Origin of the sequence: Pseudothioclava alba (genome assembly GCF_033100795.1) — a bacterium.
Classification (GTDB): domain Bacteria; phylum Pseudomonadota; class Alphaproteobacteria; order Rhodobacterales; family Rhodobacteraceae; genus Pseudothioclava.
Genome location: NZ_JAWLVI010000002.1, coordinates 156,732 through 174,748, shown reverse-complemented (window position 1 = coordinate 174,748; position 18,017 = coordinate 156,732). Strand labels below are relative to the sequence as shown.

Below are 18,017 nucleotides of genomic sequence, written 5' to 3'. Positions count from 1 at the left end.
CGTATATAACAAAGGTTATATGCCCAAAACCACGGGTATACAGCAGCATCAAATCCGAATGAGTGCCTCTAACATGCTGAAAAACAGGAAAACATTTGTTCGCATCATTTATTGGGGGATGATGTCCGCGCTGGCCGTTCTGGGTGCGGATGTCGCAATCGAACTGCGCGGCCACCTCGCGTTGAACCAGCCGATTTCAGGGAATCAGCTCGCGCATATGCTGTTCGAGATATTCGCGGTCGTTACTCTTGCGGGCGGTTTGCTGGTTGTGCGCGAACATATTGGCGCCCTTACGCGCCACAATCAGAGCTTCGCCGACACTCTTCACGCCCTGAAAGAAAATTTTCTGGACCTTGCTGAACGCAAGTTCGATCACTGGGCGTTGACCGCCGCAGAACGCGATGTCGCCCTGCTTTTGCTTCGCGGCCTGACTACCTCGGAAATCGCTGAACTCAGGGGAACGAGCGCTGGCACCGTGAAGCTCCAGTCTCACGCGCTCATGAGAAAATCCGGCACATCATCACGCTCGGAATTCATGGCGCTGTTTCTGGGTCAACTCATGGATACCGAGACCGTCAACTCAGGTGTCGCAGCGCCACCCGAGACCATCTGATCCTTGCGGCAACACCCCCGCGCCCAGAGGCGCGTCGAAACCTGACGAATCATCACTCGATTTTGACGAAAGCGGTCCACTTCCCTCTCGGAAACCCAAGATTGCTTAACTTTCTTGATGTTCGCGAGAGAGAAGTGGTGCCGGTGAAGGGACTCGAACCCCCGACCCCATCATTACGAATGACGTGCTCTACCAGCTGAGCTACACCGGCCATTTATGGCGCGCCGATTAGCATGGTCTTTCCGGGATGTGTAGCCCCAAATTGACTTCCGGCGCGCCAAAATACTCAGCTCTGTTTTGCAGCATCCCCGTTTTCGGCAAACAGATCCGCTTCAAGCGCCGCATCCGAGTCCGGCGACACGGGAATATCATCAACGATCTCTCCGTTTTCGTCCCTCGGCGCGGGGACGTGCCCGACAATCAGTGGCAGCATCTCGGCACCATGCGGCAAGGGCTGCGCGCCCTGGACTGGCTCGCGCCAGCTAAGGGTATCGAACCCGCCACAATTATCGCACACCGGCCCCCACTCGGCCTGAATGTTCTGGCACTTATCACAGCACCATTGCGGCCCGCGAGGCGCCGTCAGGGCGCGCGCCAACCAGCCGCGCACAACGGCATCATCCGCCCCCTCACCGCGCTCGACCGCAGCCATGATCGTCAGGGAACGGGCCGTCGGGTGGCTTTCGACCAGATCGCCCAGCGCGCGGCGCGCCTCGGGGAAGTCTTCGGCGGCGATGTGCAGCTCGGCCCGCAGAAGGCGCGTTTCTTCGTGGTCGGGGCGCAGCTTCAGAAGCGGCTTAAAGCGTTTGAGGCGCGCAAGCGGCTCTTCATCGGGGACGATTTCAGCAAAAACGCTGGCCAGATCGGGGTGCGGGTGCGCCTCCCAGGCCTTTGTCACGACGCGCGCGGCATTCTTGAGTTTGCCCTTCGCGATATAGGCCCGCGCAGCCATCGCCGCTGCCGGAATAAGGTCGGGCGAGGATTTGTTGGCTGCAATAGCGGCCTCTTGTGCCTCGATCGACGCGCCCTCGTCCAGAATAACCTTGGCCTCTTGCAAGGCCATCACCGCATCGCGACGGCGGTGCACCTCTTTCGGCAACAGACCAAGTCGACGCTTGGCTTGCAGCACCTCACGCGCGCCCTTCCAATTGCCCGTTTTTGCCTGCAAATCCAGAAGCGTATTCTGCGTGTCCACATGGCGCGGCTTCAGCGCGAACGCCTTTTCCGCCAGCTTCAACGCAGTTTCCGTATCTCCCTCTTCCAGCTTTTGCTGCATCAGGCCACGAATCCCGACAAACCGAGTCCGGTCGTCCTTCAAAAGCCGCTTATAGGCCCGCGTTGCGCGCCGCGTCTCACCCGCGGTTTCGGCCGCCTGAGCGATCAGGAGATTGGTGAGTTCCGGGCGATCCAGAAACCGTTCGGCGCGCTCGGCCTTGGACAGCGCCAGCTTACCCTCGCCCGAGGCCACAGCCAAAAGCCCCTCGGCCAGCGCCTGATAGCCTTTGCGTTCACGGTTGCGGTCGAAATAGCGGCTGATCGCGGTTTCATCGCCATTCAGGAAGCGCAGGAAGGCAACAACGAGTCCCACGACCCGAATCACAACCCAGACCGCAACAAACAGCAAGATCACCCCGATCACAGCCATCAGCGGCGGCGGCGTGAATTCAAACCCAAAGGCGCGGATGTAAATCCCGTCGCCCATCTCGGTCAGGTAGGCCGCGCCCATAGTCGCCGCAGCCACGATAATCAGGAACAGCGCGATTTTGATAAAAGACCAGATCATAGCGGTTCCCCTATTACTTCAATGAATCAACAAGCGCCGCCGCAGCCTGAACGGCGTCAATCCGTGCGGTTGCCTGAGCGGCCCAATCTGCGAAAGCCGTTTGCGCGGCATCCGGAAGCGCGGAAATCTCGGCCAGCGCGGCACCGAAATCCTTGGCGTTCACTGCCGCCTGCGCGCGCGACAAAATCGCATCCGGCCCGTCACCCTCTTTCGCATCAAGCGAACGAACGCCCGTCTGCGCCAGCAGGAACGAGCCGATTTTTTCACCAATCGACGCCTCTCCCCCCGCAAGGCGCGCCGATTTCAGCGCAGAGCGCGCGGCGGGGCCAAAGCCCTCTTGCAGCGCACTCGCGCTGGCAATCTCGCCCGATAGCGCAGCGGGTATAGCAACACCTGCGGCCGCAAGCGCTTCGGCAATCGGCGCCAGCGGTTCGCCCGCCTCAAGTGCTGCATTCAGGCGCGAGAGATCCGCCTGAATCATCGTGCGCGCCGCTTTAGCCTGCGCTTCGGCCTGAATCGCCTGCGCAGCAGTGGTGGCCTCTTGCTGCGAGCGCTCGTTCTCCGCAATAACGGCCTCTAACTTGGTCCGCAGATCACTAACTTCCGCGCTCAAGCCGGGGTTCGCGGCACCTTCGGCACTGCCAGCCACTGCAATCCGCGCCGCCAGATCGGCAATCGCAGCAGCATTTGCAGCCTGCTGCGCACCAAGCTCGGCCAGCGCAGCCTCAACGCCCGACAGGTCCGGTGCGGGCACTTTGAAATCGGCCAGCTTCTGCGACAGGTCGGAGATTTGCGTCGCCTGCGCGTCGCTCGTTGTTTTCAAAGCAGCAACGTCCACCTCGGGCTGCGGCAAAAGACCCGCCGGCAGATACGGGAGCGCATAGATCGCCGCACCCGCTCCAAGCCCCGCCGCGATAACTCCACCAAGAACCAGCGGCACGAACCCACCCCGGCGCGGCATCACCTCCGGCGCAGCGGAGGCCACAGGTTCAAGCGCCTCTTCCACAGCTGTTTCCAGCTCGTCCGCTGCGGCATCGGCCTCGGATTCGGCCTGCTCAGGCTCTTCCGCGACAACGACCTCGGCGTCAGGCTCAGCCGCTTCAGCGACTGGCGTTTCCAGCACGATTTCCGCGTCAGAGATTTCTTCGCTGGCCTCGGGGGTGCTTGTCTTGCGGGATCTCGGTTTTGCCATGGCCATTCCTCATACGAACGCGCGAAATAATATTGCGTCTTTGTTTCAACTTAATAAGCGCGCGGGGCTATCTCAACCCGACTCATTGTCGCCCAGCACTTCTTCGATCATTTGCCGCATCGCCTGCGCATCAGGCGCACTTGCGGTCCTGATTTCCTTAACGATCAAACCATCGCAGGCGCGCGCGACTGCATCACTCATCGCAATCAGCGTCAGCGCGGGATGGTCCCCCCGCATGGCCTCGGCAAACAACCGCGCGGATCGGGGCGAGAAAAGTGGCGCGATACATGGGCGCCCCGAAGCCAGCACCTCGCGCGCCTCATCCGTCATCGGTTGCGGGGATTGGCGATAAATCACAGCCTGATTTGTCTCTATTCCGGCCTGATTCAGCCTTTCTGCCAGCGGATAGGCCACCACGTCTCCTCGCAAATGCAGCAGCGGGCCTCGTGGCGCTGCGGCGCGGAGCACCTGCTCCAGCGATGCCGCTGTTTCCGCAACACCGAGCACCTCGAACCCCGCCCTCTTGGCTGCGGCGGCTGTCGCCGCCCCGACGCAATAGGCACGACGCTTTACGCAATCAGGCAAATCACGGCTCGATTCCACCGCATTTCGTGACGAAAAGATCACCACCTCGGCAGGAGAATAGGCTGCATCCACCTTCTCGATCTCGATCAGCGGCGAAATGACAAGTCGCACACGCCGCCGGAACCCCTCGGCAAACCGGAGCGACGCCGCCTTGGGGCGGGTCAAGATCAACGTCGGAGCGGATGCGCAATCGGGCGACATTTGGGCCTCGGGATTGTCTGAACGCACCCACGGTGTTACCTGCGAAGAAACCCTCTGGCAACCGAGCCCGCATGTCTGACACGCTTACTTTTCTTGGCCTTGAATCAAGCTGCGACGATACAGCCGCCGCGATCGTGCAGAAAACGCCCGATGGCGCGCGGATTTTGGCCTCGGTCGTGGCGGGACAAACCGCTCTGCACGCGCCTTTTGGCGGGGTTGTGCCGGAAATTGCCGCGCGCGCACACGCTGAAAAGCTTGATACCTGCGTCGAAGAAGCGATGGCGCTGGCTGGGCTTGGTTTTGCCGATCTTGACGGTATTGCGGTGACTGCGGGGCCGGGGCTGATTGGCGGGGTGATGTCGGGCGTGATGTGCGCCAAGGGGATTGCGGCGGGCGCAGGGCTCCCGCTGGTGGGGGTTAACCACCTTGCGGGGCACGCGCTGACACCACGCCTGACGGACGGGCTTCGGTTCCCGTATCTGATGCTGCTGGTTTCGGGCGGGCATTGCCAGTTCCTGATCGCACACTCGCCGGATGAGTTTTCACGCCTTGGCGGCACCATCGACGATGCACCTGGCGAAGCATTTGACAAGACGGCGAAACTATTGAACCTCCCGCAACCCGGCGGCCCTTCGGTCGAGGCCGAAGCGAGCCTTGGAAACCCCAAGGCGTTTCGCTTCCCGCGCCCTCTTTTGGATCGGCCGGGGTGCGATATGTCCTTCTCCGGGCTAAAAACGGCACTCCTGCGCGCCCGTGATGAGGTCGTCGCTGCCCACGGCGGCCTTCCGCGCGCTATCCGGTCCGACATGTGCGCCAGTTTTCAGGCAGCCATTTGCGATACGCTGGCCGAGAAATCCCGCCGCGCTCTGGCGCAGTATCTCGAAGCTTCACCCTCGCAACCCGCCTTCGCCGTCGCCGGTGGCGTCGCCGCGAATAGAGCGATTCGAGCCGCATTAGAGACTGTTTCAGCGGAGTTCGGCACAACTTTTGTAGCCCCGCCTCTGGCCCTTTGCACCGATAACGCCGCGATGATCGCTTTCGCGGGAATCGAGCGTTACTCCAGGGGCGAGCAAGACGACATGGCCCTGTCCGCCCGCCCGCGTTGGCCGCTTGACAAAAAGGCTCCGGCTCTTTTGGGTTCGGGCAAGAAAGGGGCCAAAGCATGAGCATTTCGGTTATCGGCGCGGGCGCCTTCGGCACCGCCCTTGCGATCACACTGGCACAAAACGAGCCGGTGACCCTATGGGCGCGCGACGCAACTCAAGCGGCAGGGATGCAAGAGCGGCGCGAGAACATGGCCCGTCTGCCCGGTGTGACGCTACCAGAAAACGTCACTATTACAGCAGAGCTTGGAGATACCGACCTTAGTGACGTGGTTCTGCTCGCGGTTCCGATGCAGAAAATCGGCGCATTTTTGCGCGAGCATCCGGGCCGGTTTGACGGCAAAACGCTGGTGTCGTGCTCTAAGGGGATCGACGTTGCCACTCTGCAAGGGGCAACCGCGCTAATCCGGCAGAATTGCCCTAATGCGCGCGCTGCGATTCTGACCGGACCGAGCTTTGCTGCAGATATTGCGCGCGGCTTGCCAACGGCTCTGACGCTTGCCTGCACCGACGGCTGCGAAGCCCTGCAAACGCGGCTCTCCACCCCGACTCTGCGGCTTTATCGCACTTCGGATACGACCGGCGCAGAACTTGGCGGCGCGCTAAAGAACGTCTACGCGATTGGTGCCGGGGTCGTGATTGGTGCCGGTCTGGGCGATTCAGCGCGCGCCGCCCTGATGACCCGCAGCTTTGCCGAAATGCAGCGCTTCGCCGCCGCGCAGGGTGCGTTACCAGAGACCCTTGCGGGCCTTTCCGGCTTTGGCGATCTGGTGCTGACCTGCACCTCGCCACTATCGCGCAACCTCCAGTTCGGGCTGTCACTTGGCAAAGGCGGCGCTTTCGATCGAACAATTACCGTCGAAGGTGTTGCGACCGCGAAAGCAGTCTCTATTCTGGCGGAAAAGCAGGCCATCGACACGCCGATCGCCAAAATGATCGCCGCACTTACAAATCAGGAAATCTCGGTCCGCGAGGCAGTGCAAGCCCTTCTCGCGCGCCCTCTGAAACAGGAATAACCCATGCTTTACGCTGTTATCTGCAAAGACAAGCCCGGTCACCTGCAAACCCGCCTTGATACCCGGGCGGCACATCTGGCCTATATCGAAGAAACCGGCATCGTGAAGATGGCTGGCCCCTTCCTTGAAGGTGGTGAGATGTGCGGATCTCTGGTCGTTCTTGAGACCGATACGCTTGAGGCGGCGAACGCCTGGGCCGCTGGCGACCCCTACGCCGCCGCCGACCTGTTCGACTCGGTCTCGGTGATCGAATGGAAAAAGGTGATCGGCTGATGGCAAAGTGGCTGTTCAAATCCGAGCCGAATAAGTGGTCCTGGGACCAGCAGGTCGCGAAAGGCGAAATCGGTGAAGAGTGGGATGGCGTGCGTAACTATCTCGCGCGGAACAATATGCGCGAGATGAAGCTGGGCGATCAGGGGTTTTTCTACCACTCGAATATCGGCAAAGAGATTGTCGGCATCGTCGAGGTTTGCCGCGAGGCGCATCCGGATTCGACAACCGACGATCCGCGTTGGGACTGCGTTGATATTAGGGCGGTTCGCCCGCTACAGACGCCAGTGACCCTTGCGCAGGTCAAGGACGATCCGCGCCTGTGCGAGATGTCCCTTGTCACAAGCATGCGCCTGTCAGTGCAACCCGTTACCGAAGATGAGTGGAAGATGATCTGCGCGCTTGGCGGGATCGAACCCTGAAAATAATTGGAGGGTTCCGGCACCCCTACCAGAACCCTCCACCACCCACGTGCTCCCCTACGCACCACACGTGAAACTGAATTCGGGTTCTGGCCATACTGGCCGGTCCTTATTTCATACACCGATCTATTGAGTCGACGCAAATCTGATATTCATAAAAATCTAATTGTTTCATATGGTTATCATCACCCAGCATTAACCATAGACGCCTATACGCTTGATTCCTCACATGAAAATCACTTCCCTCTCTGCATCGCTTCATAGCTCTGTTACAAACGGGTATCGCACGCGAAGCATCGGGAGGAAGGATTGAGCGACCACATCGTTTCCGCATTTGATCGTGATCTTGAGGCCGTTCAGGCTTTGGTTATCAAGATGGGCGGGCTGGTAGAGCAGCAAATTCTCGACTCCGCAACGGCTCTTGTCTTACGCGACGAAGATCTGGCCGAAGCGACGCGCAAGCAAGACCAGCTTGTCGATGCGCTGGAAGAGCAGATCAACAAAAAGGCCGCGCTACTAATTGCCCTGCGCGCGCCCGCCGCCGAGGATTTGCGCGTCGCGTTGTCGGTTATCAAAATTTCGGCCAGCCTTGAGCGCGTGGGTGACTACGCCAAAAATAATGCAAAACGATCCAAGCTTTTGATGCAGATGGCCGAAATCAGTGGTGCATCGGGCGCGATCCGGCGCATGGCTGCCGCCTCTGAGGGGCTTTTGAAGGATGCTATCGACAGCTTTATCCAGCGTGACATTCATCTGGCCGAGGACGTGCGCCAGCGCGATCTGGAAATCGACCAAATGTATAACGCGATATTCCGTGAGTTTCTGACCTACATGCTGGAAGATCCGCGCAACATCACGCCCTGTATGCATCTGCAATTCATCGCAAAAAACATCGAGCGCGTAGGCGATCATGCCACGGCCATCGCTGATCAGGTCATTTACCTTGTAACCGGCACCGCACCCGATGATGCCCGCCCCAAGACCGATAGCGTGCAGGCCGTTGACACTGGCAGGGTCTAGCCATGCCGGCCCCGCTTATCCTGATTGTCGAGGACGAACCTGCGCAGCGGGAGGTTCTTCAATACAATATCGAGGCAGCGGGCTTTCGTGCGGTCATGGCAGCAACGGGTGATGAGGCGCTTGTGCTTTTCGCCGAGGAAGAGCCGGACCTTGTTCTCCTGGACTGGATGCTGCCCGAAGTCTCGGGGATCGAGATCTGTCGCCGGATCAAGTCCCATCCGGCGCGGCGGCAAATTCCGGTCATCATGCTCTCGGCCCGCGCGGAAGAGGCCGATAAGGTGCGCGGACTGGATACGGGCGCCGATGATTATGTCACCAAGCCCTATTCTGTCAGCGAGCTGATGGCGCGCATCCGTAACCAGTTAAGGCGCGTGCGGCCCTCCGCAACGGGCGAACAGATCATCCATGATGACATCTCATTGAATTCATTGGAACATCGGGCTTTCAGGGGCGACGTAGAAATTAAAATCGGTCCCACTGAATTTCGCCTGCTTGCCACGTTGATCGAGCATCCTGGCCGCGTTTGGTCGCGCGATCGCCTGCTTGATCGCGTTTGGGGACAGGACGTCTACGTCGATACCCGCACTGTCGATGTCCACATCGGGCGGCTGCGTAAAGCCCTGACCGCTGACGGCGGCACCGACCCGATCCGCACGATCAGGGGTGTCGGCTACGCGCTTGGATAGGCTCTATTTCGCCAGAAAAGCGTCTACTTCAGCACGATCCGGTATCGCATCCGCTGTTCCCGCCCGCGTGACCTTTACCGCCCCCGCCGCCGACGCAAGCCGCATTGCGCGGGCAGGCTCCATCCCTTCGGCAAGCCCCGCGACCAGATAACCGGCAAAGGTATCGCCTGCGCCAGTGGTATCGACCACCTCGACCGGATACGCCGCGACCTCGACGCTTGTTCCGGCCCGCAAATCGCGCCAGACCGCCCCTTTCCCACCCATTGTCACGCAGACAAACGGCACGGGCAGAGCCTCAAGCGTGCAGTCCAGCGCCTCGCAAATCTGCGCCGCCTCAACTTCGTTCATCAACAAAAGCGAGACATAGGGCAAGACCTGACGCACCGCATCGGCATCAAAGGGCGCTGCGGAATAGACAACAAACAGACCCTGTTCCTGCGCAAAACGAGCCGATTTCGCCTGAAGCGAGGACTCGTTTTGCAAGATCAGAAAATCCCCCGAGGCTGCCTCGGCCAGCGCCTGTTTCATCGCATCGGGTGGAATTTCGCGGTTCGCGCCGGGGTGAATGACAATCGCATTTTCGCCCGAAGGATCGGTGTTGATGATCGCATGGCCCGAAACTGTGCCAATCCGTGCGACATGGCGGCAATCAACGCCAAAGCCTTCCATCCGCTCCAGCATCCAGCCACCGTCAGGACCGATCGCCCCGATATGGCGCACATCTCCGCCCGCCCGCGCCACCGCAACGGACTGGTTCGCGCCCTTCCCGCCAAGCCCACGCTGATAGCCAAGCGCGGCCAGGGTTTCCCCCGGCGCAGGCAGATGCGGCAAGCGATAGAAGTGGTCGGTATTGATCGAGCCGAGATTGAAGATCGTCACGGGGCACTCCCTTTGTTTCAGGGCGACTATCCCGCGAAGCGGCGGGGGCGAAAAGCCCCCGCCCGCAGTTTATTTTTCCTGACCGATCTTGCAGGCCGCAAGCGCGGCCATATTCAGGATGTCGCTGACCGTGGACGAGGTCGAGCAAATCTGGATCGGGTCGGCAATCCCCGTCAGGATCGGGCCGATCACCGTTGCGCCCGCCAGTTCCTGCATCATCTTGACCGAGATCGAGGCCGAGTGACGCGCCGGAACCACCAGAATATTCGCCGGTCCCGTCAGGCGGCAGAAGGGATAGGCCTTCATCTGCTCCATGTTCAGCGCCACATCGACGGTCATTTCGCCATCATATTCGAAATCGACGCCGCGCTTATCCAGAACTTTCGGCGCGTGGTGCATCTTGGTTGCGCGCTCGGACACCGGATAGCCGAAGGTCGAGAACGAGCAGAAAGCCACCCGCGGCTCAAGGCCCAGCGCGCGCGCAACATGCGCGCCCCGCGTTGCGATGTCGGCCAGGTCTTCCTCGTCCGGCCATTCCTGCACAAGCGTATCGCCCATCAGGACAATGCGGCCGCGATGCAGAATCGCGGTAATCCCCACCGCGCCATCGCTGGGCTTGGCGTCATAGACCTTGCCGATCAATTCCAGCACATGGGCGGATTTGCGCGTCGCCCCAGTCACCATCCCGTCGCCATGCCCATGCGCAAGCATCAGCGCGCCGAACACATGCCGGTCGCGCGTCGCAAGCTTATGCGCGTCTTCGCGGTCGACACCTTGGCGTTGCAGGCGCGAATACAGGAAGTTGCGATACTCGTCGAGGTGCTTGGTATTGGCGGCATTCACCACCTTCAGCTCGCGGTAAGCGTCACCGATACCAACCGCTTCCAGCTTCTCTTTGACATCCGTCTCACGCCCGATAACCAGCGCGGTCCCCATGCCCGAGCGCTGATAGGCAACGGCTGCGCGCAGGACACGCGGATCGTCGCCCTCGGTAAAGATCATCCGCGCCTGCGCCTGTTTCGCGCGCGCATGGATGCCTTGCAGGATCGAGGCCGTCGGGTCCATCCGCGCCTTGAGGCTATGGGCATACCCCTCCATGTCGATAATCGGGCGACGCGCAACACCGGTATCCATCCCCGCCTTCGCCACCGCCGGCGGGATCACATGGATCAAGCGCGGGTCAAACGGCGTCGGGATAATGTAGTCACGCCCGAAGGTCAGTTTGCGACCATAGGCCATCGCGACCTCATCGGGCACGTCCTCGCGGGCAAGCTCGGCCAAGGCGCGGGCGCAGGCGATTTTCATTTCGTCGTTGATCGCGCGCGCGTTGATGTCCAGCGCCCCGCGGAACAAATAGGGGAAGCCCAGCACGTTGTTCACCTGGTTCGGATAATCCGAACGCCCGGTCGCAACGATTGCATCCTGACGGACCTCATGCGCCTCTTCGGGGGTGATCTCGGGGTCGGGGTTCGCCATTGCGAAGATCACCGGATTATCCGCCATGGTCGAGACCATCTCGGGCGTCACAGCGCCCTTTGCGGACACCCCAAGGAACACATCCGCGCCGCGCATCGCATCCTCCAGCGTGCGCGCCTCGGTCACGACCGCGTGGGCCGATTTCCACTGGTTCATGCCCTCGGTGCGGCCCTGATAAATCACGCCCTTGGTATCGCACATGATGCAGTTTTCGTGCCGTGCCCCCATCGCCTTGATCAGCTCAAGGCAGGCAATCCCCGCAGCACCCGCGCCATTCAGCACGATCCGGCAGTCCTCGATTTTCTTGCCCGAAATCTCCAGCGCGTTGATCAGACCAGCGGCACAGATAACTGCCGTGCCGTGCTGGTCGTCGTGGAACACCGGAATGTCCATCATCTCTTTCAGGCGCTGCTCGATGATGAAACACTCGGGCGCCTTGATGTCTTCAAGGTTAATACCGCCGAACGTCGGCCCCATCAGGCTTACGGCCTTGATGATCTCGTCGGGATCTTCGGTGTCCAGCTCGATGTCGATGGCATTCACGTCGGCAAAGCGCTTGAACAGAACCGCCTTGCCTTCCATCACCGGCTTCGAGGCCAGCGCGCCAAGGTTTCCAAGCCCCAAAATCGCCGTCCCGTTCGAGATAACAGCAACCATGTTGCCCTTGACCGTATAGTCATAGGCGGTTTCGGGGTTTTGCGCGATCGCCTCGACCGGCACAGCAACGCCGGGGCTGTAGGCCAGCGACAAGTCGCGCTGCGTCGTCATGCTTTTCGACGCGGTAATGTCGTATTTACCCGGACGCGGGTCGATATGATAAGCCAGCGCCTCTTCGGGCGTGATGCGGTTTTTGGTGGACATGGGCCTTATCCGTTGGTGCAAGCCTTGCCTGTCTAGCGTGGAACCCGCGCACTCTCAACAAATTGTGGCACCCGAACCCTTCGGATCTGCTTGGAAATCTTGTCGGAAAGAATTGGAAATCGCGCTTTCGCCGCCCTGCGCGCTTTTGTAGGCTCGCGCCCAGTGATTTGGGGGATGGAATGTCGCAGCCGACCGTGACGCCGATGATGGCGCAATATCTGGAGATCAAAGAGGCCAATCCGGGCGCTTTGCTGTTCTACCGGATGGGCGATTTCTACGAGATGTTTTTCGACGATGCGGTTGCGGCGTCGGCGGCGCTGGATATTGCGCTGACGAAACGCGGGCAACATCTGGGCGAAGACATTCCGATGTGCGGCGTGCCGGTTCATGCCGCCGAAGGGTATCTGCTGACGCTGATCCGCAAGGGCTTTCGCGTTGGTATCGCCGAACAGCTTGAAGATCCGGCCGAGGCTAAAAAACGCGGCTCGAAATCGGTTGTGAAGCGCGATGTCGTGCGGTTGGTCACCCCCGGCACCCTGACTGAAGAAAGTTTGCTTGAGGCACGGCGCCATAACTTTCTGGCCGCCTGGGCCGAGGTCCGCGACGAAGGCGCCCTGGCGTGGGTCGATATTTCCACCGGCGACTTTCGGGTGATGCCCTGCCCGCTAACGCGGCTTGGGCCGGAACTTGCCCGCCTTGCCCCGCGCGAGGTGCTGGTAAGCGAGGCAAAAGAGGCAGATTGCGCTGAAATAGTCTCTGATTTACGCGCCGCGATGACCCCGCTTGCGCGTGCGAGCTTTGATAGCCAAAGCGCTGAAAATCGACTGTGCAGCCTCTATTCCGTTGGCTCCCTCGATGCGTTTGGCAGCTTTTCGCGCGCCGAAGTTTCCGCGATGGGCGCGATTGTCGACTACCTCGACCTGACCCAACGCGGAAAACTTCCGCTTTTGCGTCGCCCCGTTCTGGAAAACGCGGGCGAGCTTGTGCAGATCGACGCAGCCACACGGCGCAACCTTGAACTTACTCAGGCGCTATCTGGCGGGCGCGAAGGATCGCTTCTTTACGCCATTGATCGCACCGTTACCGCTGGCGGCGCACGCCTTCTGGAGCGCCGCATCTCGGCCCCGTCACGCAACCTTTCCCAGATCCACGAACGCCATGATGCAGTCGCGTTTTTGCAAGAACAGAGCCTTTTTTCATCGGATTTACGCAGCGACCTGAAGCGTTGCCCCGATATGGACCGCGCCTTATCGCGCCTTGCGCTGGATCGTGGCGGCCCACGCGATATGGCCGCCATTCGCAACGGCCTGACGCAGGCGCTGTCGATTTCCGAAAAAGTTGTGGCATCTTCGGCCCCCTCTCTTCTGAAACGAGCGTCGAAGGCTTTGGTTGGTCATGACTCGCTGGTCGATCTGCTGGATGCGGCTCTGATAGCCGAACCGCCGCTGCTGGCACGCGATGGCGGCTTTATCGCGCCCGGCTACCACGAAGAACTCGATGAAACCCGCAGCCTGCGCGATGAGGGCCGCGGCGTCATCGCAGCGCTTCAGGCGAAATACGCCGAACACACAGGGATTTCATCCCTCAAGATCAAGCACAACAACGTGCTGGGTTATTTTATCGAGTGCACCTCGACCCACGCCGAGAAGATGCTCGCCGCGCCACTGTCGGAAAGCTACATCCACCGCCAGACGACCGCCAATCAGGTCCGCTTCACAACTGTTGAGCTAAGCGAGCTGGAAACCCGCATTCTGAACGCTGGAAACCACGCGCTCGAGATTGAAAAGCGGCTCTATGACACCCTGAAACGGGCAATTCTGGATCATTCCGGCCCGATCAACGAAGCCTCGCGCGCCTTGGCCGAAATCGACCTGTCCGCCGCCTTCGCGGACATCGCCTCAGGTGAGGGGTGGAGCCGCCCTCAGGTCGATGACAGCCGCGCCTTTGAAATCGAGGCGGGGCGTCATCCGGTCGTCGAGTTCGCGCTGAAACGCTCGGGCGAGCCCTTCATCGCAAACGATTGTGGCCTGACCTCGGGCGAAACGCCTGCGATCTGGCTGCTGACCGGCCCGAACATGGCAGGTAAATCGACCTTCCTGCGCCAGAACGCGATTATTGCGCTGCTTGCTCAGGCGGGAAGCTTTGTTCCAGCGCGCCGTGCGCACATTGGCCTTGTCAGCCAGTTGTTCAGTCGCGTGGGCGCCGCCGACGATCTGGCACGCGGCCGGTCGACCTTTATGGTCGAGATGGTGGAAACCGCGGCAATCCTGAACCAGGCCGACGACCGCGCGCTGGTTATTCTGGACGAAATCGGGCGCGGCACGGCGACCTATGACGGGCTTTCGATCGCCTGGGCGGTGATGGAGCACCTGCACGGTGCAAACCGCTGCCGGGCGTTATTCGCCACCCATTACCACGAGATGACCGCCCTTTCGGCCAAGCTGGACGGCGTCGAAAACGCAACGGTTTCGGTGAAGGAATGGGACGGCGAGGTCATCTTCCTGCACGAAGTCCACAAGGGCGCCGCCGATCGCAGCTATGGCGTGCAGGTCGCGCGCCTTGCCGGCCTTCCTGATACGGTGGTCGAGCGCGCGCGCGTTGTGCTGGATGCGCTGGAAAAAGGGGAGCGCGAAGGCGGTGCGCGCAAACAGGCGGTGATTGACGATCTACCCTTGTTTTCAGTCTCTAATACGCCGCAACCCGCCGCGAAATCGGCTGAACCCTCCAAAATCGAGGCGCGCCTTGCAAACCTTTTGCCAGATGAAATGACGCCGCGAGAGGCTCTCGCGGCGATCTATGAACTTCGGTCTTTGCTGGTTGACTAAAGCGGGCCGGATAGACCGCCGGTATCAGGCTTTGGGCATCGAACTGACGCCAACTTTCGCCGGACGCAGCAAGCGGTCGTGGATCATGAAGCCATTTTCCATGACCTGAATGATGTCGCCCGCAACCGTATTCGGCACCGGAGCCTCGAACATGGCTTCGTGCATCTGCGGATCGAACTTTTCGCCAACCTGCGGCAACACAGCAGTAATCCCGTGGCGCGCAAAAACGTTCAAAAGCTCGCGCTGCGTTAGCTCGATGCCGTCAATCATCGGGCCTGCCAGCGTGCGCACATCGTCATTCACGGCCTCAAGCGCGCGGTTCAGCGCATCAAACACCGGCAACATATCGCGGGCAAGTTTCGAGCCACCATATTGCGCAGCTTCACGGCGCTCTTTATCGGCACGCTTGCGCGAATTTTCGGCATCCGCCAGCGCGCGCATGAAGCGGTCTTTCAGCTCGTCACGCTCGGCTCGAAGTGCCTCAATCTCGCCCGCCTCGGCGGCCAGCATATCTTCGAGGCTTTCATCCATTTGCGCCTGATCCTCAAGGATCTCGTCTTTCTTGTCGCTCATGCGTCTCACCTTTTCGACTGGCCAGACAGCATCCGCCCGACCAGTTGCGCTGTATAGTCTACAATCGGAACGATGCGCCCATAGTTCAACCGCGTCGGGCCAATAACGCCGACCGCACCGATAACCTTCCGGTCAGCGTTCATATAGGGAGAGACCACCAAAGAGGAACCCGAAAGTGAAAAGAGTTTGTTCTCTGAGCCAATAAAAATGCGCACACCGTCGCCCTTTTCGGCCAGATCAAGGAATTGAGCGATGTCGCGCTTGCGTTCGAGGTCATCAAAGAGCGAACGGACCTTCTCCAGATCGACCTCTTCGCCACCAATCAGGTTCGCACGCCCCCGCACGATCAGGCGTTCATAGGATTCGCCCTGATCCTCCCATTGCGCGAGACCGCTTTCGACCAAAGCCGCCGCAAGCGTATCAAGCTCCTGCCGGCGCGCCGTAATCTCGCGGCTCATATGATCGCGCAGCTCGCTTAGCGTTTTGCCCTCGGCCAGCGCATTCACAAAGTTCGCGGCCTCGCGCATCGACGAGGGCGTCTGACCGGGCGGCGGGTTGAAAATCCGGTTTTCGACCTGCCCATCGGCAAACACCAGCACCACCAGCGCGCGATCCGCAGCCAGCGAGACGAACTCGATATGCTTGATCGCCGCTTCATGCTTGGGCGTCAGCACAAGGCTCGCGCCATGCGTAATCCCCGACAGGGCCGAACCCACGCGATCCAGCAAGCTGGAGACATCGCTCTCATTACTGCCCATCGTCGCCTCAAGCGCCGCACGATCCCCGGCATCAAGGGTCGAAACCTCCATCACCCCATCAACAAACATCCGCAAGCCCATTTGCGTGGGGATTCGCCCCGCGCTGACATGCGGGCTGTCCAGAAGCCCCAGATATTCGAGGTCTTGCATCACATTGCGGATGGTTGCCGCCGACAAACGCTCGCTCATCGTGCGGGTCAGGGTGCGCGAACCAACCGGATCGCCGGTTTCCAGATACCCCTCGACCACACGGCGAAACACCTCGCGCGAGCGATCGTTGAGTTCCGAGAAGATTTTTGACCGATCCGTCACTTTGCCCAATCCCGAGCTGATATTTTCCGGCACTTCGCCGCCCATCCCCCGCTTCGGGGTTGCATCATTTTGGCGCGGGCCTCAAATGGACGCAACAAACGCGAGAAAAAGGACTATACGCATGCGCCCCTCTGGCCGGAATTTAAGCGAATTGCGCACAATTTCAATCGAGACCGGTGTCACCAAGCACGCCGAAGGCTCGTGCCTGATCAAAATGGGCGACACCCATGTTCTGTGCACCGCCACGATCGAGGATCGCGCGCCCTCGTTCCTGAAAGGCTCGGGCCTTGGTTGGGTGACGGCCGAATACGGGATGCTGCCGCGCGCGACCAACACCCGCAACCGCCGCGAGGCTGCCACCGGCAAACAAGGTGGCCGCACCGTCGAGATCCAGCGCCTGATCGGGCGCGCGCTGCGCGCAGGCGTTGACCGCTCGGCCCTTGGCGAACGCCAGATCGTTGTCGATTGCGATGTGATTCAGGCCGACGGCGGCACGCGCTGCGCCTCGATCACGGGCGGTTGGGTTGCGCTGCGCCTTGCGGTGAACAAGCTGCTGAAATCGGGCGCTTGCACCTCGGACCCGCTGATCGACCACGTCGCGGCGATTTCCTGCGGCATCTACGCTGGCCAACCCGTTTGCGACCTTGACTACGCCGAGGACAGCGAAGCAGGCACCGACGGCAACTTCATCATGACTGGCGCAGGCAAGCTGATCGAAGTGCAAATGTCCGCAGAAGGCGCCACCTTCAGCCGCGCGCAGATGAATGAGCTGCTTGATCTGGCCGAAAATGGCGTGGCAGAGCTGGTCAAAGCCCAGAAAGCCGCCATCGGATGAGGAAATTCACCGACAAAAAGCTGCTGGTCGCCACGCATAACGCCGGAAAGCTGGAAGAGATGCGCGCTCTTCTGGCGCCTTTCCGGATTGAGTGCGTTGGCGCGAAAGAGCTTGGCCTGATCGAACCGGAAGAGACCGAAAGCACCTTTATCGGCAATGCGCGGATCAAGGCCCATGCGGCGGCCAAGGCGACAGGCCTTCCGGCGCTGGCGGATGATTCCGGCATCGAGGTCGATTGCCTTGATCTCGCGCCGGGCGTCTATACCGCCGATTGGGCCGAAACCCCGAATGGGCGCGATTTCACCATGGCGATGACAAAGACCTGGGCCGCTTGCGAAGATCGCGCCGCCCCCGAGCCGCGCACCGCGCGTTTTCGCTCGACTTTGGTGCTTGCTTGGCCCGACGGTCATGACGAAGTGTTCGAAGGCAAGGTCGAAGGGCAGCTTGTCTGGCCCATGCGCGGCCAACTTGGCCACGGCTACGACCCGATGTTCCAGCCTGCGGGCCTTGACATCACCTTTGCCGAGATGGACCCGGCGAAGAAAAACGAAATCTCCCACCGCGCCGATGCATTCAACAAGCTCGTCGCCTGTTTCGAGGCATAATC

At 60.5% G+C, this 18,017-nt stretch carries 17 protein-coding genes and 1 tRNA gene; 10 read left to right on the top strand and 8 right to left on the bottom strand.

The features are described 5' to 3' along the window. Nucleotides 1-19 precede the first annotated feature (19 nt). Nucleotides 20-613: a helix-turn-helix transcriptional regulator gene (locus RYZ20_RS06740; protein WP_317671720.1), complete on the top strand. Its 594-nt coding sequence runs from the start codon at nucleotides 20-22 to the stop codon at nucleotides 611-613. Between the two features lie 135 nt (nucleotides 614-748). Here RYZ20_RS06740 and RYZ20_RS06735 read toward each other — a convergent pair. The 4 genes from RYZ20_RS06735 to RYZ20_RS06720 all read right to left on the bottom strand — a co-directional run bounded on the left by RYZ20_RS06735 (nucleotide 749) and on the right by RYZ20_RS06720 (nucleotide 4,374). Beyond that, nucleotides 749-824, bottom strand: a tRNA-Thr gene (locus RYZ20_RS06735). A 75-nt stretch (nucleotides 825-899) separates the two neighbouring features. Continuing rightward, the gene (locus RYZ20_RS06730; protein WP_317671718.1) at nucleotides 900-2,396 is read right to left on the bottom strand and encodes a heme biosynthesis protein HemY; all 1,497 of its coding nucleotides are present in this window, start codon (nucleotides 2,394-2,396) and stop codon (nucleotides 900-902) included. Nucleotides 2,397-2,409: 13 nt separating this feature from the next. After that, nucleotides 2,410-3,588, bottom strand: coding sequence for a COG4223 family protein (locus RYZ20_RS06725; protein WP_317671716.1), 1,179 nt, complete (start codon nucleotides 3,586-3,588; stop codon nucleotides 2,410-2,412). Between the two features lie 72 nt (nucleotides 3,589-3,660). After that, nucleotides 3,661-4,374: a uroporphyrinogen-III synthase gene (locus tag RYZ20_RS06720; protein ID WP_317671714.1), complete on the bottom strand. Its 714-nt coding sequence runs from the start codon at nucleotides 4,372-4,374 to the stop codon at nucleotides 3,661-3,663. A 71-nt stretch (nucleotides 4,375-4,445) separates the two neighbouring features. Between RYZ20_RS06720 and tsaD the strand changes: the two genes are divergently transcribed. The 6 genes from tsaD (at nucleotide 4,446) to phoB (ending at nucleotide 8,891) form a co-directional block, all read left to right on the top strand. Beyond that, nucleotides 4,446-5,540 (top strand): tRNA (adenosine(37)-N6)-threonylcarbamoyltransferase complex transferase subunit TsaD, encoded by a 1,095-nt coding sequence (gene tsaD, locus RYZ20_RS06715; RefSeq protein WP_317671712.1) that lies wholly within the window; start codon nucleotides 4,446-4,448, stop codon nucleotides 5,538-5,540. Next, nucleotides 5,537-6,493, top strand: coding sequence for an NAD(P)H-dependent glycerol-3-phosphate dehydrogenase (locus RYZ20_RS06710; RefSeq protein WP_317671710.1), 957 nt, complete (start codon nucleotides 5,537-5,539; stop codon nucleotides 6,491-6,493). The genes tsaD and RYZ20_RS06710 overlap by 4 nt, the downstream gene beginning before the upstream one ends. 3 nt (nucleotides 6,494-6,496) lie before the next feature. Beyond that, entirely contained in the window at nucleotides 6,497-6,766 is a 270-nt protein-coding gene (locus RYZ20_RS06705) for a YciI family protein (protein ID WP_317671708.1), read from the top strand. Further along, nucleotides 6,766-7,185, top strand: coding sequence for an EVE domain-containing protein (locus RYZ20_RS06700; protein WP_317671706.1), 420 nt, complete (start codon nucleotides 6,766-6,768; stop codon nucleotides 7,183-7,185). The genes RYZ20_RS06705 and RYZ20_RS06700 overlap by 1 nt, the downstream gene beginning before the upstream one ends. Nucleotides 7,186-7,494: 309 nt before the next feature. Continuing rightward, entirely contained in the window at nucleotides 7,495-8,205 is a 711-nt protein-coding gene (gene phoU / locus RYZ20_RS06695; RefSeq protein WP_317671704.1) for a phosphate signaling complex protein PhoU, read from the top strand. Nucleotides 8,206-8,207: 2 nt separating this feature from the next. Continuing rightward, nucleotides 8,208-8,891: a phosphate regulon transcriptional regulator PhoB gene (gene phoB / locus RYZ20_RS06690; protein WP_317671702.1), complete on the top strand. Its 684-nt coding sequence runs from the start codon at nucleotides 8,208-8,210 to the stop codon at nucleotides 8,889-8,891. Between the two features lie 3 nt (nucleotides 8,892-8,894). Here the strand turns inward: phoB and RYZ20_RS06685 are convergent, their stop codons facing one another. Together RYZ20_RS06685 and RYZ20_RS06680 are read right to left on the bottom strand one after the other, a co-directional pair. Then, a complete protein-coding gene (locus tag RYZ20_RS06685) occupies nucleotides 8,895-9,770 on the bottom strand; it encodes a ribokinase (RefSeq protein WP_317671700.1) in 876 nt (291 codons plus the stop codon). Between the two features lie 69 nt (nucleotides 9,771-9,839). Next, complete coding sequence (locus RYZ20_RS06680; RefSeq protein ID WP_317671698.1) at nucleotides 9,840-12,107, bottom strand: NADP-dependent malic enzyme; 2,268 nt, start codon at nucleotides 12,105-12,107, stop codon at nucleotides 9,840-9,842. A gap of 179 nt (nucleotides 12,108-12,286) precedes the next feature. On the opposite strand from RYZ20_RS06680, the gene mutS reads away from it, so the two are divergent. Continuing rightward, on the top strand, nucleotides 12,287-14,932 hold the full coding sequence (gene mutS / locus RYZ20_RS06675) for a DNA mismatch repair protein MutS (protein WP_317671694.1): 2,646 nt from the start codon (nucleotides 12,287-12,289) through the stop codon (nucleotides 14,930-14,932). A gap of 24 nt (nucleotides 14,933-14,956) precedes the next feature. Here mutS and RYZ20_RS06670 read toward each other — a convergent pair whose 3' ends face one another. Next, complete coding sequence (locus RYZ20_RS06670) at nucleotides 14,957-15,505, bottom strand: nucleotide exchange factor GrpE (RefSeq protein WP_317671692.1); 549 nt, start codon at nucleotides 15,503-15,505, stop codon at nucleotides 14,957-14,959. Nucleotides 15,506-15,510: 5 nt separating this feature from the next. Further along, complete coding sequence (hrcA, locus tag RYZ20_RS06665) at nucleotides 15,511-16,620, bottom strand: heat-inducible transcriptional repressor HrcA (protein ID WP_317671690.1); 1,110 nt, start codon at nucleotides 16,618-16,620, stop codon at nucleotides 15,511-15,513. 76 nt (nucleotides 16,621-16,696) lie between these two features. Between hrcA and rph the strand changes: the two genes are divergently transcribed. Together rph and rdgB are read left to right on the top strand one after the other, a co-directional pair. After that, on the top strand, nucleotides 16,697-17,410 hold the full coding sequence (gene rph / locus RYZ20_RS06660; RefSeq protein ID WP_317671688.1) for a ribonuclease PH: 714 nt from the start codon (nucleotides 16,697-16,699) through the stop codon (nucleotides 17,408-17,410). Next, on the top strand, nucleotides 17,407-18,015 hold the full coding sequence (gene rdgB / locus RYZ20_RS06655; protein ID WP_317671686.1) for an RdgB/HAM1 family non-canonical purine NTP pyrophosphatase: 609 nt from the start codon (nucleotides 17,407-17,409) through the stop codon (nucleotides 18,013-18,015). Before rph ends, rdgB begins: the two co-directional genes overlap by 4 nt. Nucleotides 18,016-18,017: the final 2 nt, after the last annotated feature.

Excerpts from the sequence above, each read along its gene's own strand:
- RYZ20_RS06670 (WP_317671692.1), bottom strand. The coding sequence starts at position 15,505 with ATGAGCGACAAGAAAGACGAGATCCTTGAGGATCAGGCGCAAATGGAT.
- hrcA (WP_317671690.1), bottom strand. The coding sequence starts at position 16,620 with ATGGGCGGCGAAGTGCCGGAAAATATCAGCTCGGGATTGGGCAAAGTG.
- RYZ20_RS06700 (WP_317671706.1), top strand. The coding sequence starts at position 6,766 with ATGGCAAAGTGGCTGTTCAAATCCGAGCCGAATAAGTGGTCCTGGGAC.
- mutS (WP_317671694.1), top strand. The coding sequence starts at position 12,287 with ATGTCGCAGCCGACCGTGACGCCGATGATGGCGCAATATCTGGAGATC.
- phoB (WP_317671702.1), top strand. The coding sequence starts at position 8,208 with ATGCCGGCCCCGCTTATCCTGATTGTCGAGGACGAACCTGCGCAGCGG.
- RYZ20_RS06720 (WP_317671714.1), bottom strand. The coding sequence starts at position 4,374 with ATGTCGCCCGATTGCGCATCCGCTCCGACGTTGATCTTGACCCGCCCC.
- RYZ20_RS06730 (WP_317671718.1), bottom strand. The coding sequence starts at position 2,396 with ATGATCTGGTCTTTTATCAAAATCGCGCTGTTCCTGATTATCGTGGCT.
- RYZ20_RS06710 (WP_317671710.1), top strand. The coding sequence starts at position 5,537 with ATGAGCATTTCGGTTATCGGCGCGGGCGCCTTCGGCACCGCCCTTGCG.
- RYZ20_RS06740 (WP_317671720.1), top strand. The coding sequence starts at position 20 with ATGCCCAAAACCACGGGTATACAGCAGCATCAAATCCGAATGAGTGCC.
- RYZ20_RS06680 (WP_317671698.1), bottom strand. The coding sequence starts at position 12,107 with ATGTCCACCAAAAACCGCATCACGCCCGAAGAGGCGCTGGCTTATCAT.
- rph (WP_317671688.1), top strand. The coding sequence starts at position 16,697 with ATGCGCCCCTCTGGCCGGAATTTAAGCGAATTGCGCACAATTTCAATC.
- tsaD (WP_317671712.1), top strand. The coding sequence starts at position 4,446 with ATGTCTGACACGCTTACTTTTCTTGGCCTTGAATCAAGCTGCGACGAT.
- RYZ20_RS06705 (WP_317671708.1), top strand. The coding sequence starts at position 6,497 with ATGCTTTACGCTGTTATCTGCAAAGACAAGCCCGGTCACCTGCAAACC.
- RYZ20_RS06725 (WP_317671716.1), bottom strand. The coding sequence starts at position 3,588 with ATGGCAAAACCGAGATCCCGCAAGACAAGCACCCCCGAGGCCAGCGAA.
- rdgB (WP_317671686.1), top strand. The coding sequence starts at position 17,407 with ATGAGGAAATTCACCGACAAAAAGCTGCTGGTCGCCACGCATAACGCC.